The following is a 22,627-nucleotide window of genomic DNA, read 5'->3' on the forward strand; positions in this document are numbered from 1 at the left end:
AATAAACGCGTCAAATCCCGCGCGCGCCGGTTTATAATATCAGTGAAATTACACAGTGAACGTTAATGAATTGTTAGTTGAACGAATATAAATAGTAAATAAAAGCTATGTTATTATGACGACTCACTGGATTTCAGGCTTAAATTTTACACAGTTTTTTCTTCAGAACAATTCAGCAAATTTAATATTAATCAAAAAATACAAAAATACAGACTTAATCCAACCTGTAGTGCCAATAAACTATCAATTTATATTTAATACCGTAGAAGGGCTTACTTAACGCCATTAAATAGTGTTTTATGCTGTTTTGTGATTTTTAACTAGATTTAAAGTTTGTGATTATCTGTAAGCGTGGCGCGCAATAGTGCCCTTACAGTCTTGCGAAGCGTTAATGTATCAGATGGCTTAAGTTGGGGGCTGATTCAGACGTGAGAGGTAAGGGGTAAGTGACAATATTTCAGTCACTTGGCCTAAATGCTGATGACGAAAATGAGCTCGATCCATCAGTGAGCTGAATGTTTATTGCCGTAGTGCTTATTAAGCCGTTTTTAACGGACCCTCTGTTATCGGCAGCAAAGGAAAAGGTGTTAACAAAACTTGCGTTAGTGTAAAATCGCGGGCCGTCTGAGATTGCATCAGCGATGCAGAGCGGTAACAGATTCTGATATGGGAATTGGTAATCCCTGTATCGTACCTCTTCTTACCACGACGCCTGGGAAGGCGACAACGAGGCTCCATGAGCGAAAAATTACAGAAAGTATTAGCGCGCGCCGGTCACGGTTCGCGTCGCGAAATCGAAACCATGATTTCAGCCGGACGCGTCAGCGTTGACGGCAAACTGGCGACGCTTGGCGATCGTGTTGAAAGTGATAAATCCCTGAAAATTCGTATTGATGGCCATCTAGTGTCCATCGCTGAATCGGCGACCGAAGTGTGCCGCGTACTGGCGTACTACAAACCGGAAGGTGAGCTCTGCACGCGTAACGATCCGGAAGGGCGTCCAACCGTGTTTGATCGTCTGCCGCGTCTGCGTGGTTCACGCTGGATTGCCGTTGGTCGTCTGGATGTGAATACCTGCGGTTTGATGCTGTTCACCACTGATGGTGAACTGGCAAACCGTCTGATGCACCCAAGCCGTGAAGTTGAGCGTGAATACGCGGTTCGCGTATTTGGCGAAGTGGATGACGATAAAATCCGTCAGCTGAGCAAAGGCGTGCAGCTGGAAGATGGCCCGGCATCGTTCAAAACCATTAAGTTCGCCGGTGGCGAAGGCATTAACCAATGGTACAACGTGACGCTGACCGAAGGACGCAACCGCGAAGTGCGTCGTCTGTGGGAAGCGGTCGGCGTGCAGGTTAGCCGACTGATGCGTGTGCGTTACGGTGATATCCAGTTGCCGAAAGGCTTGCCACGCGGCGGCTGGATCGAGATGGAGTTACCGGCGGTCAACTATCTGCGTACGTTAGTCAGTATGCCGGAAGAGACGGTGACTAAAGTTGCCGTTCAAAAGGATCGTCGTCGCACCAAGGCTAACCAAATCCGTCGAGCGGTAAAACGTCACGGTGTGGTGAGCAACAATCCGCGTCGTAATAACACCAAACGCGGTTCCTGATGCGAAGCCTGACGCCGTTAATTGCGGCGTCAGCATTTTACCAGTCAATTCCTTGCTGTGCCTGAATTCCCGCATCGAACGCATGTTTCACCGGACGCATTTCCGTCACGGTATCCGCCAAATCCAGTAACGTACGATGACAGCCGCGACCGGTAATGATCACGCTTTGCTGTGCAGGGCGTTGTTGCAGTACCTCGACCAACTCATTTAAATCCAGATAATCCATGCTCACCATATAAGTGATTTCATCCAGGATCACCAGATCGACACTGTCATCGGCTATCATGCGACGCGCCTGTTGCCACACTAACTGACAGGCGGCGGTATCGGTCTCGCGGTTCTGCGTATCCCAGGTAAATCCCGTGGACATCACCTGAAATTCGACGCCGTGCTGCTCCAGCAAGTTGCGTTCACCGTTTGGCCATTCGCCTTTAATAAACTGAACCGCCGCCACTTTTTTACCGTGCCCGCAGGCGCGCAACGCGGTGCCGAAAGCGGCGGTAGTTTTGCCTTTGCCGTTACCGGTGAACACCATCAAAATGCCGCGCGTTTCGGTGGCGGCGGCGATACGAGCATCGACTTGCTCTTTTAGTCGTTGCTGACGTTGCTGATGGCGATCGCTCATGCGGTTGCTGGCCCCGCTTTACGTCCCGGCTGCGCATCGAAGCTGGTGCCGGTTTTACGACGACTGTCATCGCCCATTAAATAGAGGTAGAGCGGCATCAAATCAGCCGGGGTTTTGAGTAAATTGGCATCCTCTTCCGGGAAGGCGCTGGCGCGCATTTTGGTGCGCGTGCCGCCAGGATTGATGCAGTTCACTCGCAGATGACGGTTTTTATACTCGTCTGCCAGTACCTGCATCATGCCTTCCGTGGCAAACTTCGAAACCGCATACGCGCCCCAGCCGGCACGACCGGTGCGGCCCACGCTGGAGGTGGTAAATACCAGCGATCCGGCATCCGATTGCAGCAGCAGCGGCAGTAATGCCTGGGTTAAATAGAAGGTGGCATCAAGGTTAATCTGCATCACGTCACGCCAGATCTGCGGGTCGAGTTCTTCCAGCGGCACGATTTCGCCCAGAATGCCGGCGTTGTGCAGCACGCCATCCAGACGCGGCACCAGCGCAGCGACCTGATCGGCCAACTGCTGGCAGCTTTCTGGCGTGGCTTGAGCCAGATCCAGTAACAAAGAAGATGCAGGCTGCTTGTTTAACTGGTTGATGGCTTGCTCAGTTTTCTGCAGCGTGTCGGCGTTGCGTCCCAACAGGATGACGCGCGCGCCGTAGCGCGCATAGGTCAGCGCCGCTTCACGGCCAATGCCGTCGGAAGCGCCGGTGACGAGAATGATGCGATTTTCCAGCAGATCGCTTTTCGGTTGATAATGCACAGCGATGTCCTTTGCTCGGGTCAGGAGGTTTTTGGCTTTATGCCTGAATTTGCCGCGCGGTGCAATCGCTTAGCCTCGCATTCTGTGCCGCCTGCGGGCATTTCAGGCGACGACAGCGCGTAAAGCGGGTAAACTTGAAGCTGTTGTAATTTACTGTTTAATAAGGCGGCAGAATGGATTTTTTCTCCAGTTACGGATTATTTCTGGCTAAGGCCGTCACCGTGGTGGTGGCGATCGCAGCTATTGTTCTGATTGTGCTCAATGCCGCGCTGCGTAAACGTCACAGCAGCGGGCAGCTGCGTTTGACGCATCTTGATGATGATTATCGTGAGATGAAGGAAGATCTGCAGCTCGCCAAAATGAAACCACAGGCGCAAAAAGTGTGGCTCAAGCAGCATAAGAAAGAAGAGAAGCAAAAGGCGAAAGCCGATAAACGCAATGCCAAAGCAGGCGTGAGCGAGACGCTGAAACCCACGCTGTATGTGCTGGAGTTCAAAGGCAGCATGGACGCGAGTGAAGTCACTTCATTGCGTGAAGAGATCTCTGCGGTGCTGGCGGTAGCGCTGCCGGGCGATGAAGTGCTGCTGCGTCTGGAAAGCCCCGGCGGCGTGGTACACGGCTACGGTTTGGCGGCTTCGCAGCTGCAACGCCTGCGTGATGCCGGCCTGCAATTGACAGCTGTGGTGGATAAAGTCGCTGCCAGCGGCGGGTACATGATGGCTTGCGTGGCGGATCGCATCGTCGCCGCTCCGTTTTCTATTATTGGTTCGATTGGCGTGGTCGCGCAGATCCCTAACTTCAACCGACTGTTAAAGCGTAACGACATTGACGTTGAGCTGCATACCGCCGGTCAATACAAACGTACCTTAACGCTGTTTGGTGAAAACACCGACGAAGGGCGCGAGAAATTCCAGGAAGATCTCAATGAAACGCATCAGCTGTTTAAGGATTTCGTGCAGCAGATGCGTCCGTCGCTTGATCTGAATAAAGTGGCGACCGGCGAGCACTGGTATGGCCGCCAGGCGCTGGATTTAGGGCTGATCGATGAAATCGGTACCAGCGATGCATTGATTATCAAGCATATGGATCGCTTCACCGTGCTGGGCGTGCATTATGCACGTAAGCGTAAAATGATGGATCGCTTCACTAACAGCGCCAGTCTGGCGGCAGAGCGGTTGATTCTGAAAATTTGGCAGCGCGGCGAGAAGCCGCTGTTGTAACCTAGCCCGGCAATTGCCGGGCTTTTTTATGCAAGATGATATTGAGAGGAGAGTTCGACCGCGAGGTGTTTAAACACATTAAATACCGTGGTGGTTTTGGCGGTGGGTAAGCCTTGATCATCGAGAAAATAGGGACCGCGAAACACCAAAACCTCACCTTGCTGAATCACGTCATTAGCTTCTAATCCAATAAAATAATTGTCGTGCTGCGTGATCATCTGATTGGCTATTTCCAGTAACGCGTGGCGTGAAATAGATTCTGTTGGCACTGACATTTTTCACCTCTTTTTTGACAGCCATTTTTCTCCTTCTATATTACTTGCGAGCTATCGCGTTCAGCAAATCAGCATGGCGTCATAAAACTGGCGCAAAATTAGGCAGAATGCTAATTAAGTTGCGTAACGGATTTTATCAGGTAGAGTGTGGGCGATTCAGCTTTCAGGGAGATCACACCCGGATGTGTGGTTCTGTCAGATGGAAAACTCGCTCCTAATCATAAAGTTGCAGAAGTCGACGCAATCTGACCTGAGATTATCCCTGCTGCCTTGAAATGCGAAATGCTGGCAGCAATATTGAACCCATTGGGTTTTGGGACCTCCAATTCTCTCCCGTTTATCAGGACGTTTCATTTAGGTAAAGGTACATATGGGTAAATCACTCGTAATCGTTGAGTCCCCGGCAAAGGCCAAAACAATCAATAAATACCTCGGTAATGACTACGTGGTGAAATCCAGTGTCGGTCATATCCGTGATTTGCCGACCAGCGGTTCAACTGCCCGTAAAAGTGCCGACGGGGAAAAAGCGAAACCTGGAAAAAAGGTTAAAAAGGATGAGAAAGCCGCACTCGTAAACCGCATGGGTGTGGATCCCTGGCATGGTTGGGAAGCGGATTATCAAATTCTGCCGGGCAAAGAGAAAGTTGTCGCTGAGCTGAAAAACCTGGCTGCCGATGCAGACCACATCTATCTCGCAACCGACCTTGACCGCGAAGGGGAAGCCATTGCCTGGCACCTGCGGGAAGTGATCGGTGGGGACGATAAGCGCTTTAGCCGCGTGGTGTTTAACGAAATCACCAAGAATGCGATTCGTCAGGCGTTTGACAAGCCGGGCGAGCTCAATATTGAACGTGTTAACGCACAGCAAGCGCGCCGCTTTATGGATCGCGTGGTGGGTTACATGGTGTCGCCACTGCTGTGGAAGAAAATTGCTCGTGGTCTGTCAGCCGGTCGCGTTCAGTCGGTTGCTGTGCGTTTAGTAGTTGAGCGCGAGCACGAAATCAAAGCCTTCGTACCAGAAGAGTATTGGGAAATCGATGCTGATTTCGCCACGCCGAAAGGCGCCGATCTGGCTATGCAGGTTACGCATCAGAATGACAAAGTGTTCCGCCCGGTTAATCGTGAGCAAACTCACGCGGCGGTGGCGATTTTGCAGAAAGCGCGTTACGAAGTACTGGATCGTGAAGACAAACCGACCAGCAGCAAGCCTTCTGCACCTTTTATTACCTCAACGCTGCAACAGGCGGCGAGTACGCGTCTGGGCTTCGGCGTGAAGAAGACCATGATGATGGCGCAGCGCTTGTATGAAGCGGGCCACATCACCTATATGCGTACCGACTCCACCAACCTGAGCCAGGATGCCGTGGCGATGGCGCGTGGCTATGTTGAGAGCAGCTTCGGTAAAAAGTATCTGCCAGAAGCGCCGAATACCTATGCCAGCAAAGAGAATTCTCAGGAAGCGCACGAAGCGATTCGTCCTTCTGATGTGAATATCATCGCTGAGCAGCTGAAGGATATGGAAGCTGACGCGCAGAAACTGTATCAGCTGATTTGGCGCCAGTTCGTTGCCTGCCAGATGGTACCGGCTCAGTACGACTCCACCACGCTAACCGTGGGAGCGGCTGAATTCAAATTGAAAGCCAAAGGCCGCACGCTGCGTTTCGATGGCTGGACGCGCGTGATGCCTGCGCTGCGTAAAAATGATGAAGATCTGACGCTGCCGCCGGTGGATGTTGGCGACATGCTGGATCTTAAAGAGCTAATGCCAAGCCAGCACTTCACCAAACCGCCGGCACGCTTCAGTGAAGCGTCACTGGTCCGTGAGCTGGAAAAACGCGGCATTGGTCGTCCATCAACTTACGCCTCGATCATCTCCACCATTCAGGATCGTGGTTACGTGCGTGTTGAGAACCGCCGTTTCTACGCTGAAAAAATGGGTGAAATCGTTACCGATCGTCTGGAGTCTAACTTCCGCGAGCTGATGAACTATGACTTCACCGCGCGTATGGAAAATAGCCTCGATCAAGTGGCGAATAATGAAGCCGAATGGAAAGCGGTGCTTGACTCCTTCTTCAGTGATTTCAGCCAGCAGTTAGATGATGCTGAGAAAGATCCGGAAGAGGGCGGCATGCAGCCGAACCAGATGGTGTTGACGTCGATTGACTGTCCGACCTGTAGTCGTCCGATGGGAATTCGCACCGCCAGTACCGGCGTATTCCTCGGTTGCTCGGGTTATGCGTTGCCGCCTAAAGAGCGCTGCAAGCAGACCATCAACCTGATCCCGGAAAATGAAGTGCTCAACGTGCTGGAAGGCGATGATGCTGAAACCAACGCGCTGCGCGCCCGTCGTCGTTGCCAGAAGTGTGGCACCGCGATGGACAGCTATTTGATCGATAACCAGCGCAAGCTGCACGTCTGCGGTAATAACCCAGAGTGCGACGGCTACGAGATCGAGCAGGGCGAATTCCGTATCAAGGGCTACGATGGTCCGATTGTTGAGTGCGAGAAATGTGGTTCTGAGATGCACCTGAAAATGGGTCGCTTCGGTAAGTACATGGCCTGTACCAACGACGAGTGCAAAAATACCCGTAAGATTCTGCGTAACGGTGATGTCGCACCGCCAAAAGAAGATCCGGTGCCGCTGCCAGAACTGCAGTGTGAAAAATCGGATGCCTACTTTGTGTTGCGTGATGGTGCTGCGGGCGTGTTCCTTGCCGCGAATACTTTCCCTAAATCACGTGAAACGCGCGCGCCGCTGGTGGAAGAGCTGCAACGCTTTGCCGACCGTCTGCCAGAGAAGCTGAAATATCTGTCAGAAGCGCCAGCCGCCGACCCGGAAGGGAATAAGACGATGGTGCGTTTCAGTCGCAAAACGAAACAGCAATATGTCTCTTCCGAAAAGGATGGCAAAGCCACCGGCTGGTCAATGTTCTATATTGACGGCAAATGGCAGGAAGCGAAAAAGTAATGTCCCGCAAGGCCAGCATACGCTGGCCTTTCTCTTATCCTTATAGCTAATCGTTCTACATTCTTCCTTTAACTGATATAGTAGTTATAGAACTCTTTTCGTTTCGCTGACTCGCTTTCCCTCCCTCACCGCAATCAAGGCGGAAACACGCCTGCCGGGAATGCACCTCTGTCGCTACCAGGAAGATATAACTATGAAATTGCAGCAGTTGCGTTACATCGTCGAAGTGGTTAATCACAATCTTAATGTCTCATCGACCGCCGAAGGCTTATATACCTCGCAGCCAGGCATCAGTAAGCAAGTCCGTATGTTAGAAGATGAGCTGGGCGTGCAGATATTTGCGCGCAGTGGTAAGCATCTGACGCAAGTAACGCCTGCAGGCGAAGAGATTATTCGGATTGCGCGTGAAGTGCTCTCCAAAGTTGATGCGATTAAATCGGTTGCCGGTGAACATACCTGGCCAGATAAAGGTTCGTTATATGTAGCCACCACGCACACGCAAGCGCGTTATGCACTGCCTGGCGTCATTAAAGGCTTTATCGAACGTTATCCACGCGTCTCATTACATATGCATCAGGGGTCGCCCACACAAATAGCTGAGGCGGTTTCAAAGGGGAATGCCGACTTTGCCATTGCCACCGAAGCGCTGCATCTGTATGACGATTTAATCATGCTGCCGTGCTATCACTGGAATCGCGCCATCGTCGTGACGCCCGACCATCCGCTGGCAGGTAAATCGAATGTGACGATCGAAGAGCTGGCGGATTTCCCGCTCGTGACCTACACCTTTGGCTTTACCGGCCGTTCAGAGCTGGATACCGCGTTCAATCGCGCAGGATTAACACCACGCATTGTCTTTACTGCCACGGATGCTGACGTAATTAAGACCTACGTGCGTTTAGGCTTGGGCGTTGGCGTGATTGCCAGCATGGCGGTGGACCCGATTGCAGACCCCGATTTGGTGCGTATTGAAGCATCAGAAATCTTTACGAATAGTACGACCAAGATTGGCTTTAGACGTAGCACCTTCCTGCGCAGTTATATGTATGATTTTATTCAACGTTTTGCACCGCACCTCACGCGTGATGTGGTGGATGCGGCGGTCGCACTGCGCTCCAATGAAGACATTGAAGCCATGTTCCGCGACATCAAATTACCCTTCAAGTAAATTCCTAACTCATTCTTTTGCCAAGGTGTCCAGTGGGCACCTTCGGAATCCCTTAGCGCTTAGCGCCACGAGTACTTCAAAAAAAATCATTATTTTTATGTAAATGAAACATGGGTCACATGTTTTTTCATTGTTATCTATTAAATGCGAATCAGTACACAATTTTTACGATGCTACTTTGCAGCTCGCCAGGAATATTCCCATACTCTAGTTAAGAGTTGATGGAGAAGGGCTTTTTTACTGGGCTGGTAAATTAAACTCAAATTAAGATTGGATCTAATTTGTTGTTAACCCAAATTTACAATGTAATGATTTAATTAATAGTTATGTTGGCAATTAAATTTATCTCATCAATCTTTTGTGTTTTGATAAATAGCGTTAATCGTTGTGCTCAATAAAAATAACTGGATTTTCGGTCTTAACAAGTTTAGGATTCGTCCTAAATCTTAATCGTTGTCATCAATCGTTTTATTGAGAGTGATTATCAAAAACTATGAATACGAGAATAACTGTACAGCCGGGCTTCCGGACTAAAAGCACCAAAGTTGAGCGTACTGGCAACACCCGTCGCAAAGCTTGGATGACTGTCTTCGCTGCTTCAGCATTGTTCTGGGTAGTGGTGGCGTTAATGATTTGGCGTATGTGGGGTTAAGCCATGTGGGCAAATACACTCAGTCGTAAGCATCCGGTTTCAGCGCGTCAGCCGCAAACGCCTGCGTGCAAAGTGAAAGACGTTGTATCCACTGAACCACAAGTGACCATTCCTGTTTCGTGGGAACTCAGTGAGAATCAGCGCAACTTTATTGAATCTTTCATGGATACGAAGTCCAAATAACGCGGTATGCGTTCTGTTCCATATTTAGACATTGAGTCCCTCTTTTTGCCGGATTATCCGGTGGGCAAGTTAAAAGCCCGTCCTTTAACACTCAGCATTAAAAAAACGGTGTCATCAGTACAACGCTGAAGACGGTGGACTTTTTTTGCCCGGAATCCGGGAGGGAGTGAATGATGAACATCAATACAACGACATTATCCTGGGTGAGCGTATATACCTTTTCCCTGGCTTTTTGGGCTGCCGCCTTTTGGGCGATGATTTAAGCACTAACTCAAATTAAACTGAATTATATAAATGCCCTGACAAACGTCGGGGCATTTTTCATTGTGCTTTAATGTGTCAATTCGTGTTGTTATCAAAACGTTAACGGTAATGTGGTCTATCTTTAAGTTAAACCTTGCAGTCACTGAGGTTTAAAAAGAGATTCACTTACATGGAGGCGCTATGTCGTTAACGTTACGCGAGCAGAGTCAGGACACGCTGGATGTTCGGGCAAAAAAATATCATTACTACAGCTTGCCCAAAGCAGCTCAGCAATTGGGCAATATTGATCGCTTGCCCAAGTCGATGAAAGTCCTGCTGGAAAACCTATTGCGCTGGCAGGATGGTGATTCTGTCACGCTGGAAGATATTGAAGCGTTGGTCGCCTGGCAAAAAGATGCTCACGCCGAGCGTGAGATTGCCTATCGTCCGGCGCGTGTATTAATGCAAGATTTTACCGGCGTGCCGGCGGTGGTGGATTTGGCCGCCATGCGCGAAGCGGTGAAACGCCTTGGCGGCGATGTCGCCAAAGTCAATCCCTTATCCCCCGTTGATCTGGTCATCGACCACTCTGTCACCGTGGACCATTTCGGTGATGACAAAGCCTTTGGTGAAAATGTGCATCTGGAAATGGAGCGCAACCATGAGCGGTACGTTTTCCTGCGCTGGGGACAAAAAGCCTTCAATCGATTCCGCGTCGTGCCGCCGGGCACCGGGATTTGTCATCAGGTCAATCTGGAATATCTCGGTAAATCTGTCTGGCATGAGACGCTGAATGGGCAAGAGATTGCTTATCCCGATACGCTGGTGGGCACCGATTCGCACACTACTATGATCAATGCGCTCGGCGTATTGGGTTGGGGCGTCGGCGGGATTGAGGCTGAAGCGGCGATGCTTGGCCAGCCGGTCTCGATGCTAATTCCTGACGTAGTTGGTTTCAAACTCACCGGTAAACTGCGTCCCGGTATTACCGCAACGGATTTAGTGCTAACCGTCACGCAGATGCTGCGTAAACACGGCGTGGTAGGTAAATTCGTTGAGTTTTATGGTGATGGTTTAGCGGACTTGCCGCTGGCCGATCGCGCCACCATTGCCAACATGGCACCAGAATATGGCGCGACCTGCGGCTTCTTCCCGGTTGATGACGTTACCTTAAGCTACATGACGCTGACTGGCCGCGATGCGGAGCAGGTTGAACTGGTTGAGGCTTATGCCAAGCAACAAGGTATGTGGCGCAATGCTGGCGATGAACCGGTGTTCACCAGCTCTTTAGCGCTGGACATGGGTGATGTTGAATCCAGCCTTGCCGGACCAAAACGCCCACAGGATCGCGTATCGCTGGGCGATGTTCCTTCAGCCTTTGATGCCAGCAATGAACTGGAAGTCAATCAGGCGCAAAAACCGCATAAAACGGTCAGCTATCGCGATAGCGAAACCGGAGAGAGCTATCAGCTGGATGACGGTGCGGTAGTGATCTCGGCGATTACCTCTTGTACTAATACCTCGAATCCTAGCGTGCTGATGGCTGCCGGTTTACTGGCGAAGAAAGCCGTGGAACGCGGCCTGATGCGCAAGCCGTGGGTCAAAGCCTCACTGGCGCCCGGTTCTAAAGTGGTTTCTGACTATCTCGCTGTGGCCCAACTCACACCTTGTCTGGATGAATTAGGGTTTAATTTAGTTGGTTACGGTTGCACCACTTGTATCGGCAACTCCGGTCCGTTACCGGATGCGATAGAAAGTGCGATTAAAGAGGGTGATCTCACGGTTGCCGCCGTGCTTTCGGGTAACCGCAACTTCGAAGGCCGCATTCATCCGTTGATTAAAACCAATTGGCTGGCTTCGCCGCCGCTGGTAGTGGCTTATGCCTTAGCGGGTAACATGAAGATCAATCTGCAATCTGATCCGATCGGTCAGGATCGACAGGGTAACGATGTTTTCCTTAAGGACATCTGGCCTTCACCGGAAGAAATTGCAGAAGCAGTGCAGAAAGTGACCAGCGATATGTTCCATAAAGAGTATGCCGAGGTATTTGACGGCACGCCGGAGTGGCAGCAGATCAAAGTCAGCGAAGCGGCAACTTATGATTGGGATGGCGATTCTACTTATATTCGCCTGTCGCCATTCTTTGACGATATGGAGAAAACGCCGAAGCCGGTGCAGGACATCAAAGGCGCGCGCATTCTGGCGATGCTGGGTGATTCCGTCACCACCGACCACATTTCTCCGGCGGGTAGCATCAAAGCGGAAAGTCCAGCCGGACGCTATTTACTCTCACACGGCGTTGAGCGCACCGATTTCAACTCCTATGGTTCGCGTCGTGGCAACCACGAAGTGATGATGCGCGGCACTTTCGCCAATATCCGTATTCGCAACGAAATGGTGCCGGGCGTGGAGGGCGGTTATACCAAACACTTCCCGTCTAACGAGCAGCTGGCGATTTACGATGCGGCGATGAAGTATCAGCAGGAAGGCGTGCCGTTAGCGGTGATTGCCGGTAAAGAGTACGGTTCCGGCTCCAGTCGTGACTGGGCAGCAAAAGGGCCGCGCTTACAAGGCGTGCGCGTGGTTATTTCCGAATCCTTTGAGCGTATTCACCGCTCTAATCTGATTGGTATGGGGATTCTGCCGCTCGAGTTTCCGGCTGGCGTGACGCGCAAAACGCTGCAGCTAACCGGTGAAGAGTTTATTGATGTGGCGAACCTGTCACAGCTTAAACCGGGTGGCACTGTAAATGTGACGCTGACGCGCGCGGATGGCAGCAAAGAGACGCTGGAAACGCGTTGCCGTATCGATACGGGTAACGAATTAACCTACTATCAGAACGACGGCATTTTGCATTACGTGATCCGCAATATGCTGAACTAAAAGAAAAAGCCGGGAATTCCCGGCTTTTTTATCTGCTTTACAATCCGCTTAAGACTTCGGCAGCAAATGACCCATTTTCTCGGCTTTCGTATCGAGATAGTGCGCGTTTTTCGGGTTACGCCCGACAACCAACGGCACGCGTTCAACGATATTGATACCGGCTTCGGTCAGGATCTCAACTTTGCGTGGATTGTTCGTCAGCAAGCGCACTTCATTGACGCCTAACAGTTTGAACATATCCGCACACAGCGTGAAGTCACGCTCATCAGCGGCGAAACCGAGCTGATGGTTGGCTTCGACAGTGTCGTAACCTTTATCCTGCAACGCATAAGCACGGATTTTATTCAGCAAACCGATGTTGCGTCCTTCCTGACGGTGATACATCAGGATGCCACGACCTTCTTCCGCAATCGCGGTTAACGCCGCTTCCAGCTGGAAGCCGCAGTCACAGCGCAAGCTGAACAGGGCATCGCCAGTTAAACATTCGGAATGGACGCGCGCCAGCACCGGATTGTGATCGCTAATATCACCATAAACCAGCGCGACATGGTCGTGGCCGGTTGCCAGTTCTTCAAAACCAACCATCAGGAAATCTCCCCATGGCGTGGGCAGTTTGGCTTCTGCTACCCGTTTAAGCTGCATGTGACTCTCCAGAACCTTCAGAGGATGCGCTATCATCATGATAACGCACGGGCCATGTGGCCCGATGAAACTTACGCTATTGTGCCACAACCCGAACGGCTGCCGTTAATCGGTCAGAGTGATTGTAGTGATAAAGCACAATTATCCAAGCTGCAATAGGTATGTTATTCTTTTTTCAGCTAAAGTTATGTGCAACGCACGTATCAATGCGGATCTAAAAGGAAGCGAATGTTAAAAATCATTCAGCGCACCACCTTAGGGGCGTTTTTATTGTTGTTGATGCCGTTGGGCGTATGGATATCCAACTGGCAATGGCAACCAGGTGAAAGTGGCAATCTACTTCGCGTGCTGTTTTGGATGACAGAAACCGTCACCAATCCGTGGGGCATTCTCACCAGTATCATCCTCAGCGCCTGGGTGTTGTGGTGTTTACGCTTTCGGCTTAAACCCGCTATTCTGCTCATCCTCATTATGAACGGCGCAATTCTTGCCGGTCAGTACACCAAATCAACAATTAAAGAGCAGGTGCAGGAACCGCGCCCGTACGTCATCTGGCTGGAAAAAAGTCATGGTATTAACGGTGATGAGTTTTATCAGCTACATCGCCAGCAGCGCGGCGAAATGGTTTCAACTTTGCTGGCCAACGATACTCAGCTGCCGCAATGGCTGAAGAACCACTGGGCGTTTGAAACCGGCTATGCGTTTCCTTCCGGGCACACCATGTTTGCCGCCAGCTGGGCGTTATTGGCGATTGGGTTATTATGGCCGCGCCGACATTTCGCCACGGTTGCCGTGTTATTCGTTTGGGCGACCGCGGTGATGGGCAGCCGTTTAGCGTTAGGCATGCACTGGCCGCGTGATTTAGTGATGGCAACGCTGATTTCCTGGTTGTTGGTCACCATTGCCACTTTACTTGCGCAGCGTTTCTGCGGCCCGCTCACCATCCCGCCAGAAGAGCATCGTGAGATCGCGCAGCGTGATGATGGATTGTAATTACGCTATTCGTCCCCATATGATTGATTGTGCTTGCAGAAAAAAGCGCTAACTGATGTGGGGATAAGCAGCATCGACGGCGGTTTTTTGGCATACTTCTTTGGATAACCTCTCGACAGGACGCATTGTGAAATATTTGCTTATTTTTCTCGTGGTATTGGTCATTTTCATCATCTCCGTCACGCTCGGAGCGCATAACGACCAAGTCATCACCTTTAACTATCTGCTAGCGCAGGGCGAATTCCGCATTTCAACACTGCTCGCCAGCTTGTTTGGCGCTGGATTCCTGCTGGGATGGGCAATTTGTGGCCTGTTCTGGTTACGCTTACGGGTTTCGCTGGCTAACGCGCAGCGTAAACTTAAACGTATGCAGGCACAAAATGAACAATCAACCGCAGTGACCCCATCACCAACTGCCAGCCGTCGGGATTAATTTTCGATGCTTGAATTGCTGTTTCTGCTTCTTCCTGTTGCTGCGGCGTATGGCTGGTATATGGGCCGCCGCAGTGCACATCAGGATAAGCAACAGGAAGCGAACCGCCTGTCGCGCGATTATGTGACCGGGGTAAACTTCCTGCTCTCCAATCAACAGGACAAAGCGGTTGATCTCTTTCTCGACATGTTGAAAGAGGACAGCGGCACGGTTGAAGCGCATCTGACGCTCGGCAACCTGTTCCGTTCGCGCGGTGAAGTTGATCGCGCCATTCGCATTCACCAATCCCTGATGGAAAGTGCGTCGCTCAGCTACGAGCAGCGCTTACTGGCGATTCAGCAACTCGGCCGTGATTACATGGCGGCGGGATTGTACGATCGTGCCGAAGATATGTTTGGGCAACTGGTGGAAGAGACCGATTTCCGCATCGGTGCGCTACAGCAATTGTTGTTAATTCATCAGGCAACCAGCGACTGGCAAAAAGCCATCGAAGTGGCGGAAAAGCTGGTTAAGCTCGGCAAAGACAAACAGAAAGGCGAAATTGCCCATTTCTACTGTGAATTAGCGTTGCAGGCATTAAGCAGCGACGCCCTCGATCGGGCGATGAGTTTGTTGAAAAAGGGCGAGTCAGCCGATCATCAAAGTGCGCGCGTCTCCATCATGATGGGCCGCATTTTGATGGAGCAGGGCGAGTATGCGAAAGCCGCCAGCCGACTGCAGCGCGTACTCGAGCAGGATAAAGAGCTGGTGAGTGAAACCTTACAGATGCTGGAAACCTGCTATCAGCGACTGAACCAACCTGAAAACTGGGCACAATTCTTACAACGCTGTGTCGATGAAAATACCGGCGCCGCAGCAGAGCTTTATCTCTCCGATATCCTTGAGCAGCAGCAGGGCCCGGAAGCGGCACAGCTGTATATCAATCGCCAGTTACAACGTCATCCAACCATGCGCGTGTTCCATCGTTTAATGGACTACCACTTACACGAAGCGGAAGACGGACGCGCGAAAGAGAGCTTGATGGTGCTGCGCGATATGGTTGGTGAGCAAATCCGCACTAAGCCGCGTTATCGTTGCCAAAAGTGTGGCTTCACTGCGCATGCACTTTACTGGCATTGCCCATCTTGTCGCGCCTGGTCTTCGGTTAAACCCATTCGGGGACTCGACGGCCAATAAATGGCCGTATGTTTTTCTTATTCAGAGCTAATTAGTTACAACATACTATTATGTTTAATACTAACACTCCTTCAGCATCGTGCAGCAAGCGGTCGAACAGGCAAGTTCTGGCGGCAGCGTGATTGTCGGCACCGGCCTGCGCAGGTAGAATGCTTGCCGTTTGTCCATCGCGCCTGCGGGTGCCTGTCATTGAGGAAACGTTATGCCTGTAACCACTTCACCTATTCTGGTGGCACTCGACTATCATGATCTCAACAGCGCGCTGCAGTTTGTAGACCGCATCGATCCAAGCCAGTGTCGGCTGAAAGTAGGCAAAGAGATGTTCACGCTGTTTGGTCCATCGCTGGTGAAAACGCTGCAGGAACGGGGTTTTGACGTGTTCCTCGATCTCAAGTTTCATGACATCCCAAACACCACCGCACATGCAGTCGCGGCAGCGGCCGATCTTGGGGTGTGGATGGTGAACGTGCACGCCAGCGGTGGCGCACGCATGATGAATGCGGCACGTGAAGCACTGGTGCCATTTGGTAAAGATGCACCGCTGCTGATTGCGGTCACCGTGTTGACCAGCATGGATGAGGACGATCTGAAAGGTTTGGGCATTACCTTGTCTCCAGCTGAGCAGGCTGAACGATTGGCGCGTTTAACGCGCGATTGCGGTCTGCACGGCGTGGTTTGCTCGGCGCAGGAAGCCGTGCACTTTAAGCAGGTGATTGGTCAGGATTTCGCGCTGGTTACCCCAGGCATTCGTCCGGCTGGCAGCGATGCAGGCGATCAGCGCCGTATTATGACGCCGCAGCAGGCAAAACTCGCCGGTGTGGATTATATGGTCATCGGGCGTCCGATCACCCAATCCGCCGACCCAGCCGCCACGCTGCAGCAAATCCTGCAGAGTTTACAGGAGGCTTAATGGCTCAGGACAATCGATTGGTGTATTCGACCGACAGCGGACGAATAACCCATGAAGAAGAGAAAGCGCCGCGGCCGAAAGGCGATGGTATCGTGCGTATCCAGCGCCAAACCAGCGGACGCAAAGGGAAGGGCGTGTGTCTGATCACCGGCATCGATCTGGATGATGGCGCGCTCGAAAAACTGGCCGCTGAACTAAAGAAAAAGTGTGGTTGTGGCGGGGCAGTTAAAGAGGGCGTGATTGAGATTCAGGGCGATAAACGCGACCTGATTAAAACGCTGCTGGAAGCCAAAGGCATGAGAGTCAAACTGGCTGGTGGTTGAAACAGTTCGGGCCACCTATTAGGTGGCCCGTTGTTAAGTAGATGCGCTGCGTAGCCTGATAATTATATTTTATTTGCTGATCTGGTGGCCGATGATGCCGCCGACAGCTGCGCCGCCAACGGTACCGAGTCCGCTACCGTTGGTCAGTACTGAACCACCAATGGCACCGGCGCCCGCACCGATTGCGGTATTACGGTCGCGTTTAGACCAGTTTGAACAGCCGCTCAGCGCGACAACTAAAGTTGTTGCCAGCACGGCAGCAGTAAGACGTTTCATTGTTGTAGTCATTAACTTCTCCTTGATTGTTATCACTGCGGTAACGGTATAAGTATAGATGTTACGTCGCACTCGGCAGGGTAAAACGGTCCTAAAATGCGAATTTGCAAGCCTTAATCATCAAAACCAACCCGCGCCACACATTTAACGCCTTAGCGACTTTCCGCAGCTTTTACAGCCATTCCTTCCATAACGCTTTTCCTCACCGCTCCGCACAATTCAGCTATCACAGTTTGCAGGAGAAAAAAGATGCTGGAAGCGTTAAAGCAGCAGGTGCTGGAAGCCAATCTCGATCTACCCCATTACAACCTGGTCACTTTTACCTGGGGCAATGTCAGTGCGGTGGACCGCGATCGCGGTTTATTGGTGATTAAGCCGTCGGGCGTGAAGTACGAACAGATGCAGCGTGACGATATGGTGGTTGTCGATCTCGCCAGCGGTGAGGTGGTTGAAGGTAACATGCGGCCGTCATCGGATACCGCTACGCATCGCGCGCTCTATCTCGCCTGGCCAGAGATTGGCGGCATCGTACATACGCACTCGCGGCATGCCACCATTTGGGCGCAGGCTGGACGCGAAATCATCGCGTTGGGTACCACGCACGCCGATGATTTCTACGGCACCATTCCTTGTACACGTCAGATGAAGCGTGAAGAGATTGAGCAGGAATACGAGTGGAACACCGGGCAGGTGATCATTGAAACTTTTGCGCAGCGCGTAATTGAGCCAACAGCGATTCCCGCCGTGCTGGTCAATTCCCACGGCCCCTTTGCCTGGGGCAAAGATGCGCATGCTGCGGTACACAGTGCCGTGGTATTAGAAGAAGTAGCCTACATGGCGCTGCATACCGAGCAGTTGCGCACTGAGTTACCGCCGATCTCGCAAACCTTGCTGGATCTTCACTACTTGCGCAAGCACGGTAAAAATGCGTGGTATGGGCAGAATTAAGGCTGATTCAGATTCATAGGCGCCTGCAGGCGCCTTTCTTTTTGCAATCAATCATCTGGTATGGCGATGCGCATCATAAATACAAAATGATCAGTCAATAAAAATAAAACAGCGTTTCATAAATGCATTTGCGATCACTTTTTTCCTTTCAGCCAATCGTTATCTTGCTCGCCATGCCATCTGGCAATTCATAAAAACACCTCCCTCTGGCTCAGTTAAGGTGACACCCCTATGCATATCAAACGTGCAATCGATAAAATTCCCGGCGGCATGATGTTGATTCCGCTGTTTTTGGGCGCGTTATGCCATACGTTCTCTCCTGGCGCAGGTAAATACTTTGGTTCATTCACCAATGGGTTGATGACCGGCACCGTACCGATCCTCGCGGTGTGGTTCTTCTGCATGGGCGCATCCATCAAACTCAGTGCCACCGGCACGGTGCTACGTAAATCGGGCACGCTGGTGCTCACCAAAATTGCAGTGGCGTGGGTTGTCGCGGCGATTGCATCGCGTGTGATGCCGGAAAACGGCGTGGAAGTGGGCATGTTTGCCGGACTCTCCACGCTGGCGTTAGTGGCGGCGATGGATATGACCAACGGCGGCTTATACGCTTCCATCATGCAGCAGTACGGTTCGAAAGAAGAAGCCGGTGCGTTCGTCTTGATGTCACTGGAGTCGGGGCCGCTGATGACGATGGTGATCCTTGGCACCGCTGGCATCGCCTCATTCGAGCCGCATGTCTTCGTGGGCGCAGTGCTGCCGTTTGTCGTTGGATTTGCGCTCGGTAATCTCGATCCCGAACTGCGCGAGTTCTTTGGCAAAGCGGTACACACGCTGATTCCGTTCTTTGCTTTCGCATTGGGCAACACCATTGATTTGACCGTCATCGCGCAAACTGGCCTGCTGGGAATCATGCTTGGCGTCGCAGTGATCATTGTGACCGGCATTCCGCTGATTATTGCCGATCGCTTGATTGGCGGTGGCGATGGCACGGCGGGGATTGCGGCATCCAGCACCGCTGGCGCTGCGGTGGCTACGCCAGTATTGATTGCCGAGATGCTGCCACAGTTTAAACCGGTCGCACCGGCTGCCACGGCGTTGGTCGCCACTTCTGTCATTGTCACGTCTGTCATTGTGCCAATCATTACGGCGGTTTATTCACGACGCGTTAAGCGTTCTCATGTTGCCGTGGGGCAACGCGCAGCCATCAAGTAAGCCCGCTAATGCTTCCCCGGCCGCTGGTCGGGGATATCTCTGGATTTTGCTTTATAAATCAATCTCTCATTTGGTCTGGCCTCACTCTGGATTACGCTGATGTGGCGTTTAACGCACTACATAAACATAAACAGAGGATGAGACAATGACAGTAATTAACCAACCAACATGCAGACTGTTCACCGAAGTTGGACAAACCACACAGCTCGCCGCCTACTATGAAGAGGGCCGACGTACCATGTGGATGATGCTGCGTGCGCAACCCCGTCCGAGTTTCAACCACGAATTAATTGAGGAGATTATGAACCTGAGCTATTCCGCTCAGCGTTCTGGTCTGCCGATTGATTTCTGGGTGACGGGATCGTTAGTGCCACAGATGTTTAACGCCGGAGGCGATTTGCGTTTCTTCGTGGAGTGCATTCGTAACAACCGTCGTGAAGCACTGCGCGCTTATGCACGTGCCTGTGTTGACTGCATCCACTCCGCAGCGCGGGGTTTCGATACCGGTGCGGTCACGCTGGCGATGATTGAGGGCAGTGCGCTCGGTGGCGGCTTTGAAGCGGCGCTGGCGCATCACTTCATTCTGGCGCAGAACAGCGCGCGCATGGGCTTCCCGGAGATCGCGTTCAACTTGTTCCCTGGCATGGGCGGCTACTCATTAGTGGCACGTCGCTCTGGCATGAAGCTGGCTGAAGAGCTGATTATGGAAGGCGAGTCACACAGTGCGGAGTGGTATGAAACACGTGGTCTGGTCGACAAAGTGTTCCAGCCGGGCGATGGTTATCGCACCACGCGGACCTTTATCGATACGTTGCGTCCAAAGCTCAACGGTGTGCGTGCGATGCTGAAAGCGCGTCAGCGCGTGTTGCAGTTATCACGCGCTGAGCTGATGGATATCACCGAGGATTGGGTTGATTATGCCTTCACACTGGAACCGAAAGACATTGCTTACATGGAAAGACTGGTACAACTGCAGAACCGTCATAGCGCATCCTTGCGCAAAGCCGGCTAATCTCGCAAACCAGCGTTAGACGCGGGCAGGATGCTTAGCCAGCCAATGCCCGAGCTCTTCTGCGGGCATTGGTTTTGCATAATAATAACCCTGACGCCCATCGACACCATTGGCCATAACAAACTTTTCTTCGGCTTTCGTTTCAATGCCTTCAGCAATCACCTGCAGCTTTAAGGCTTTGGCAACGGCGACAATTGCACGGACCAGCGACTGCGCAACAGGTTGCTTATTGATATTACGCACAAAACTCTGGTCCAGTTTAATGGCGTCAATCGGGACGCGCGCCAACTGGGAAAGAGAGGAGTAACCGGTACCAAAATCATCAAGATGCACTTGCGCGCCCAGTTCCTGAAACTGCTTCATCAGCATTAGCGCGCCAGCTTCATTCTCAATCAAGCAGCTTTCCGTCAGTTCGATATCAATCGGACAATCGGTCAAACCGGCCTCATTCAAAGCATGTTTCAGGTCGGTATAGATACTCTGGTCAATCAGCTGTTTAGCTGAGACGTTCACTGCGACGCGCAGATAGATGCCTTCGCTGCGCCACTTGATGATCTGCTGTAACACATTCAGCATCACCCAGCGGCCCAAAGGCACAATCAACCCGGACTCTTCGGCATACGAAATAAAGTCGCCCGGCGGCACCAAACCGCGCTCTGGGGAATTCCAGCGCACCAGCGCCTCGGCGCTCAGCACCTCGCCTTCGGCATTGAGTTTAGGCTGGTAATGCACCACCAGATGATCCAGTTCGAGCGCTTTACGCAGGTTGGTATCGAGCCACAGATACTCAAACACGCGCTGATTCATCTCGTTAGCGAACACGCAGAACTTGCCGCGGCCGTTCTCTTTGGCGTGATACATCGCGGTATCGGCGTTACGAATCAGGCTTTCACGATCTTCGCCATGCAGCGGGGCGAGGGCGATACCAATCGAGCAGCCGCTGTAGACTTCAATTAAGCCAATGCGAAACGGCTGGCGTAGCCGCTCAAGAATGCGCGATGCCATCGCTTCCAGCGCCGCCTGGCTGGTGTGTTCCGCCAGCACCACAAACTCATCGCCGCCGAGGCGCGCCAGCGTCTGGTCTTTGCCAAGGCAACTGAGGATGGCTAATGACACCGCTTGCAGCAGCTGATCGCCAAACATATGGCCGTAAGCGTCGTTCACCTTCTTAAAATTGTCTAAATCGAGGTAAACCACACCGGTTTGACTGCCATTCGCCAGCTCGAGTGCCAAACTAATCTGTTGATGAATCGCGTTGCGATTGGGCAAGCCGGTCACGGTATCGGTGTTGGCCAGCACGCGCAGGCGTTCCTGAGCGCGGCGCTCTTCAGTGATGTCGGTTCCGGAACAGATGAGGAAAATTTCATTTTTTCCGCTACCGCTGTGAACGAACTTATTACGAAACAGAAACAGTCGCTGACCTTTGCGGGTTTTAATCCAGCGTTCAACTTCGTAAGAACTGCCTTCACGGAAGAATCCGGCGATATTGCGGCGTGATGCTTGCGCTTCCTGCTTGGTCATAAACAGCTGGAATACGTTGCGGCCAATCACTTCCTGCTCTTTCAGGCCTGTGTACTCTTCACTCAAACGATTGAAACGTTGAATATTGCCGCGTTGGTCGAGGATCACGATCACTGAGTTCGCCTCAGAAACCACTTGCTCGGCGAACGATAATCCCAGCGTCAAATCACGCGCGACAGCCGAGGTATCACCCCAGGCTGAAGAGGTGCCTGCCCAGGTCGATTGATTGACTTTACGACCGACAAAATGCATCGGAACGGGTTCGCCATGCAGCGACAGCGTGAGGTTAATACTTGAGGTAATGACCGTCATCGCACGTAATAAACTGGCTTGTGCGGGAGTCAGCGGAACCGCCATATTGGTGTTCGCGTTCTCATCTTCGGCAAAATGCAGAGCATCACTATCTGAAGTTAAACGCCAATGAGGGCTGGTGGTGCCAAACAAGGTATATAGCAATGTTTGCCCTTGTTCATCGGTCATGGAAACTTCCTCCGGGGGAATGCTCAGCGGGCGGTATCTCATTATTTTAGCAACAGTATTCAACCTCCTGCGCCAGCACAAGATGCAATCCAAATATATTTTTGTTTT

At 51.8% G+C, this 22,627-nt stretch carries 20 protein-coding genes; 14 read left to right on the plus strand and 6 right to left on the minus strand.

Going from position 1 to position 22,627, the window contains the following annotated elements:
* The first annotated feature begins 736 nt into the window (after positions 1-736).
* Complete coding sequence (rluB, locus tag PanJK_RS06080; protein ID WP_265298045.1) at positions 737-1,612, plus strand: 23S rRNA pseudouridine(2605) synthase RluB; 876 nt, start codon at positions 737-739, stop codon at positions 1,610-1,612.
* 37 nt (positions 1,613-1,649) lie between these two features.
* On the opposite strand, the gene cobO is transcribed toward rluB, so the two are convergent.
* Both cobO and PanJK_RS06090 read right to left on the minus strand, forming a co-directional pair.
* Complete coding sequence (gene cobO / locus PanJK_RS06085) at positions 1,650-2,237, minus strand: cob(I)yrinic acid a,c-diamide adenosyltransferase (RefSeq protein WP_265298047.1); 588 nt, start codon at positions 2,235-2,237, stop codon at positions 1,650-1,652.
* Positions 2,234-2,998, minus strand: a complete 765-nt coding sequence (locus PanJK_RS06090; protein ID WP_256696559.1) for a YciK family oxidoreductase — start codon at positions 2,996-2,998, stop codon at positions 2,234-2,236. The genes cobO and PanJK_RS06090 overlap by 4 nt, the downstream gene beginning before the upstream one ends.
* A 173-nt stretch (positions 2,999-3,171) precedes the next feature.
* On the opposite strand from PanJK_RS06090, the gene sohB reads away from it, so the two are divergent.
* The gene (sohB, locus tag PanJK_RS06095; RefSeq protein WP_154193577.1) at positions 3,172-4,218 is read left to right on the plus strand and encodes a protease SohB; all 1,047 of its coding nucleotides are present in this window, start codon (positions 3,172-3,174) and stop codon (positions 4,216-4,218) included.
* Between the two features lie 26 nt (positions 4,219-4,244).
* Here sohB and PanJK_RS06100 read toward each other — a convergent pair whose 3' ends face one another.
* Positions 4,245-4,493 (minus strand): DUF2498 family protein, encoded by a 249-nt coding sequence (locus tag PanJK_RS06100; protein WP_265298051.1) that lies wholly within the window; start codon positions 4,491-4,493, stop codon positions 4,245-4,247.
* Between the two features lie 370 nt (positions 4,494-4,863).
* Between PanJK_RS06100 and topA the strand changes: the two genes are divergently transcribed.
* The 4 genes from topA to acnA all read left to right on the plus strand — a co-directional run bounded on the left by topA (position 4,864) and on the right by acnA (position 12,590).
* Positions 4,864-7,461 (plus strand): type I DNA topoisomerase, encoded by a 2,598-nt coding sequence (topA, locus tag PanJK_RS06105; RefSeq protein ID WP_265298052.1) that lies wholly within the window; start codon positions 4,864-4,866, stop codon positions 7,459-7,461.
* A 193-nt stretch (positions 7,462-7,654) separates the two neighbouring features.
* Positions 7,655-8,629: an HTH-type transcriptional regulator CysB gene (cysB, locus tag PanJK_RS06110; protein WP_007892425.1), complete on the plus strand. Its 975-nt coding sequence runs from the start codon at positions 7,655-7,657 to the stop codon at positions 8,627-8,629.
* 493 nt (positions 8,630-9,122) lie between these two features.
* Positions 9,123-9,281, plus strand: coding sequence for a YmiA family putative membrane protein (locus PanJK_RS06115; protein ID WP_071531660.1), 159 nt, complete (start codon positions 9,123-9,125; stop codon positions 9,279-9,281).
* A 627-nt stretch (positions 9,282-9,908) separates the two neighbouring features.
* Positions 9,909-12,590: an aconitate hydratase AcnA gene (gene acnA / locus PanJK_RS06120; protein WP_265298055.1), complete on the plus strand. Its 2,682-nt coding sequence runs from the start codon at positions 9,909-9,911 to the stop codon at positions 12,588-12,590.
* A gap of 48 nt (positions 12,591-12,638) precedes the next feature.
* Here acnA and ribA read toward each other — a convergent pair whose 3' ends face one another.
* Positions 12,639-13,232, minus strand: coding sequence for a GTP cyclohydrolase II (gene ribA, locus PanJK_RS06125; RefSeq protein ID WP_008106521.1), 594 nt, complete (start codon positions 13,230-13,232; stop codon positions 12,639-12,641).
* Positions 13,233-13,460: 228 nt separating this feature from the next.
* Between ribA and pgpB the strand changes: the two genes are divergently transcribed.
* The 5 genes from pgpB to yciH all read left to right on the plus strand — a co-directional run bounded on the left by pgpB (position 13,461) and on the right by yciH (position 17,067).
* Positions 13,461-14,225: a phosphatidylglycerophosphatase B gene (pgpB, locus tag PanJK_RS06130; RefSeq protein WP_256696556.1), complete on the plus strand. Its 765-nt coding sequence runs from the start codon at positions 13,461-13,463 to the stop codon at positions 14,223-14,225.
* A gap of 127 nt (positions 14,226-14,352) precedes the next feature.
* Positions 14,353-14,658, plus strand: a complete 306-nt coding sequence (locus PanJK_RS06135; protein WP_256696555.1) for a LapA family protein — start codon at positions 14,353-14,355, stop codon at positions 14,656-14,658.
* A 6-nt stretch (positions 14,659-14,664) separates the two neighbouring features.
* Positions 14,665-15,834, plus strand: a complete 1,170-nt coding sequence (gene lapB, locus PanJK_RS06140) for a lipopolysaccharide assembly protein LapB (RefSeq protein WP_265298060.1) — start codon at positions 14,665-14,667, stop codon at positions 15,832-15,834.
* Between the two features lie 202 nt (positions 15,835-16,036).
* Positions 16,037-16,744 carry an orotidine-5'-phosphate decarboxylase gene (gene pyrF / locus PanJK_RS06145; RefSeq protein WP_265298062.1) on the plus strand — a complete coding sequence of 236 codons (708 nt, stop codon included), beginning with the start codon at positions 16,037-16,039 and terminating at the stop codon, positions 16,742-16,744.
* A complete protein-coding gene (gene yciH / locus PanJK_RS06150; RefSeq protein WP_265298064.1) occupies positions 16,744-17,067 on the plus strand; it encodes a stress response translation initiation inhibitor YciH in 324 nt (107 codons plus the stop codon). Before pyrF ends, yciH begins: the two co-directional genes overlap by 1 nt.
* Positions 17,068-17,136: 69 nt before the next feature.
* Here the strand turns inward: yciH and osmB are convergent, their stop codons facing one another.
* Positions 17,137-17,355, minus strand: a complete 219-nt coding sequence (gene osmB / locus PanJK_RS06155) for an osmotically-inducible lipoprotein OsmB (RefSeq protein WP_008106509.1) — start codon at positions 17,353-17,355, stop codon at positions 17,137-17,139.
* Between the two features lie 237 nt (positions 17,356-17,592).
* On the opposite strand from osmB, the gene araD reads away from it, so the two are divergent.
* The 3 genes from araD to PanJK_RS06170 all read left to right on the plus strand — a co-directional run bounded on the left by araD (position 17,593) and on the right by PanJK_RS06170 (position 20,518).
* Positions 17,593-18,291, plus strand: coding sequence for an L-ribulose-5-phosphate 4-epimerase (araD, locus tag PanJK_RS06160; protein ID WP_265298066.1), 699 nt, complete (start codon positions 17,593-17,595; stop codon positions 18,289-18,291).
* 231 nt (positions 18,292-18,522) lie between these two features.
* A complete protein-coding gene (gene kdgT, locus PanJK_RS06165; protein WP_256696550.1) occupies positions 18,523-19,506 on the plus strand; it encodes a 2-keto-3-deoxygluconate transporter in 984 nt (327 codons plus the stop codon).
* A gap of 145 nt (positions 19,507-19,651) precedes the next feature.
* The gene (locus tag PanJK_RS06170) at positions 19,652-20,518 is read left to right on the plus strand and encodes a crotonase/enoyl-CoA hydratase family protein (protein ID WP_007892438.1); all 867 of its coding nucleotides are present in this window, start codon (positions 19,652-19,654) and stop codon (positions 20,516-20,518) included.
* A 15-nt stretch (positions 20,519-20,533) separates the two neighbouring features.
* Here the strand turns inward: PanJK_RS06170 and pdeR are convergent, their stop codons facing one another.
* The gene (gene pdeR, locus PanJK_RS06175; protein ID WP_256696549.1) at positions 20,534-22,519 is read right to left on the minus strand and encodes a cyclic di-GMP phosphodiesterase; all 1,986 of its coding nucleotides are present in this window, start codon (positions 22,517-22,519) and stop codon (positions 20,534-20,536) included.
* Positions 22,520-22,627: the final 108 nt, after the last annotated feature.

This window comes from Pantoea sp. JK, assembly GCF_026130245.1.
Classification (GTDB): domain Bacteria; phylum Pseudomonadota; class Gammaproteobacteria; order Enterobacterales; family Enterobacteriaceae; genus Pantoea; species Pantoea trifolii.

Excerpts from the sequence above, each read along its gene's own strand:
- cysB (WP_007892425.1), top strand. The coding sequence starts at position 7,655 with ATGAAATTGCAGCAGTTGCGTTACATCGTCGAAGTGGTTAATCACAAT.
- yciH (WP_265298064.1), top strand. The coding sequence starts at position 16,744 with ATGGCTCAGGACAATCGATTGGTGTATTCGACCGACAGCGGACGAATA.
- lapB (WP_265298060.1), top strand. The coding sequence starts at position 14,665 with ATGCTTGAATTGCTGTTTCTGCTTCTTCCTGTTGCTGCGGCGTATGGC.
- sohB (WP_154193577.1), top strand. The coding sequence starts at position 3,172 with ATGGATTTTTTCTCCAGTTACGGATTATTTCTGGCTAAGGCCGTCACC.
- topA (WP_265298052.1), top strand. The coding sequence starts at position 4,864 with ATGGGTAAATCACTCGTAATCGTTGAGTCCCCGGCAAAGGCCAAAACA.
- PanJK_RS06100 (WP_265298051.1), bottom strand. The coding sequence starts at position 4,493 with ATGTCAGTGCCAACAGAATCTATTTCACGCCACGCGTTACTGGAAATA.
- ribA (WP_008106521.1), bottom strand. The coding sequence starts at position 13,232 with ATGCAGCTTAAACGGGTAGCAGAAGCCAAACTGCCCACGCCATGGGGA.
- araD (WP_265298066.1), top strand. The coding sequence starts at position 17,593 with ATGCTGGAAGCGTTAAAGCAGCAGGTGCTGGAAGCCAATCTCGATCTA.
- kdgT (WP_256696550.1), top strand. The coding sequence starts at position 18,523 with ATGCATATCAAACGTGCAATCGATAAAATTCCCGGCGGCATGATGTTG.
- PanJK_RS06170 (WP_007892438.1), top strand. The coding sequence starts at position 19,652 with ATGACAGTAATTAACCAACCAACATGCAGACTGTTCACCGAAGTTGGA.
- acnA (WP_265298055.1), top strand. The coding sequence starts at position 9,909 with ATGTCGTTAACGTTACGCGAGCAGAGTCAGGACACGCTGGATGTTCGG.
- pdeR (WP_256696549.1), bottom strand. The coding sequence starts at position 22,519 with ATGACCGATGAACAAGGGCAAACATTGCTATATACCTTGTTTGGCACC.
- osmB (WP_008106509.1), bottom strand. The coding sequence starts at position 17,355 with ATGACTACAACAATGAAACGTCTTACTGCTGCCGTGCTGGCAACAACT.
- rluB (WP_265298045.1), top strand. The coding sequence starts at position 737 with ATGAGCGAAAAATTACAGAAAGTATTAGCGCGCGCCGGTCACGGTTCG.
- cobO (WP_265298047.1), bottom strand. The coding sequence starts at position 2,237 with ATGAGCGATCGCCATCAGCAACGTCAGCAACGACTAAAAGAGCAAGTC.
- pyrF (WP_265298062.1), top strand. The coding sequence starts at position 16,037 with ATGCCTGTAACCACTTCACCTATTCTGGTGGCACTCGACTATCATGAT.
- PanJK_RS06115 (WP_071531660.1), top strand. The coding sequence starts at position 9,123 with ATGAATACGAGAATAACTGTACAGCCGGGCTTCCGGACTAAAAGCACC.
- pgpB (WP_256696556.1), top strand. The coding sequence starts at position 13,461 with ATGTTAAAAATCATTCAGCGCACCACCTTAGGGGCGTTTTTATTGTTG.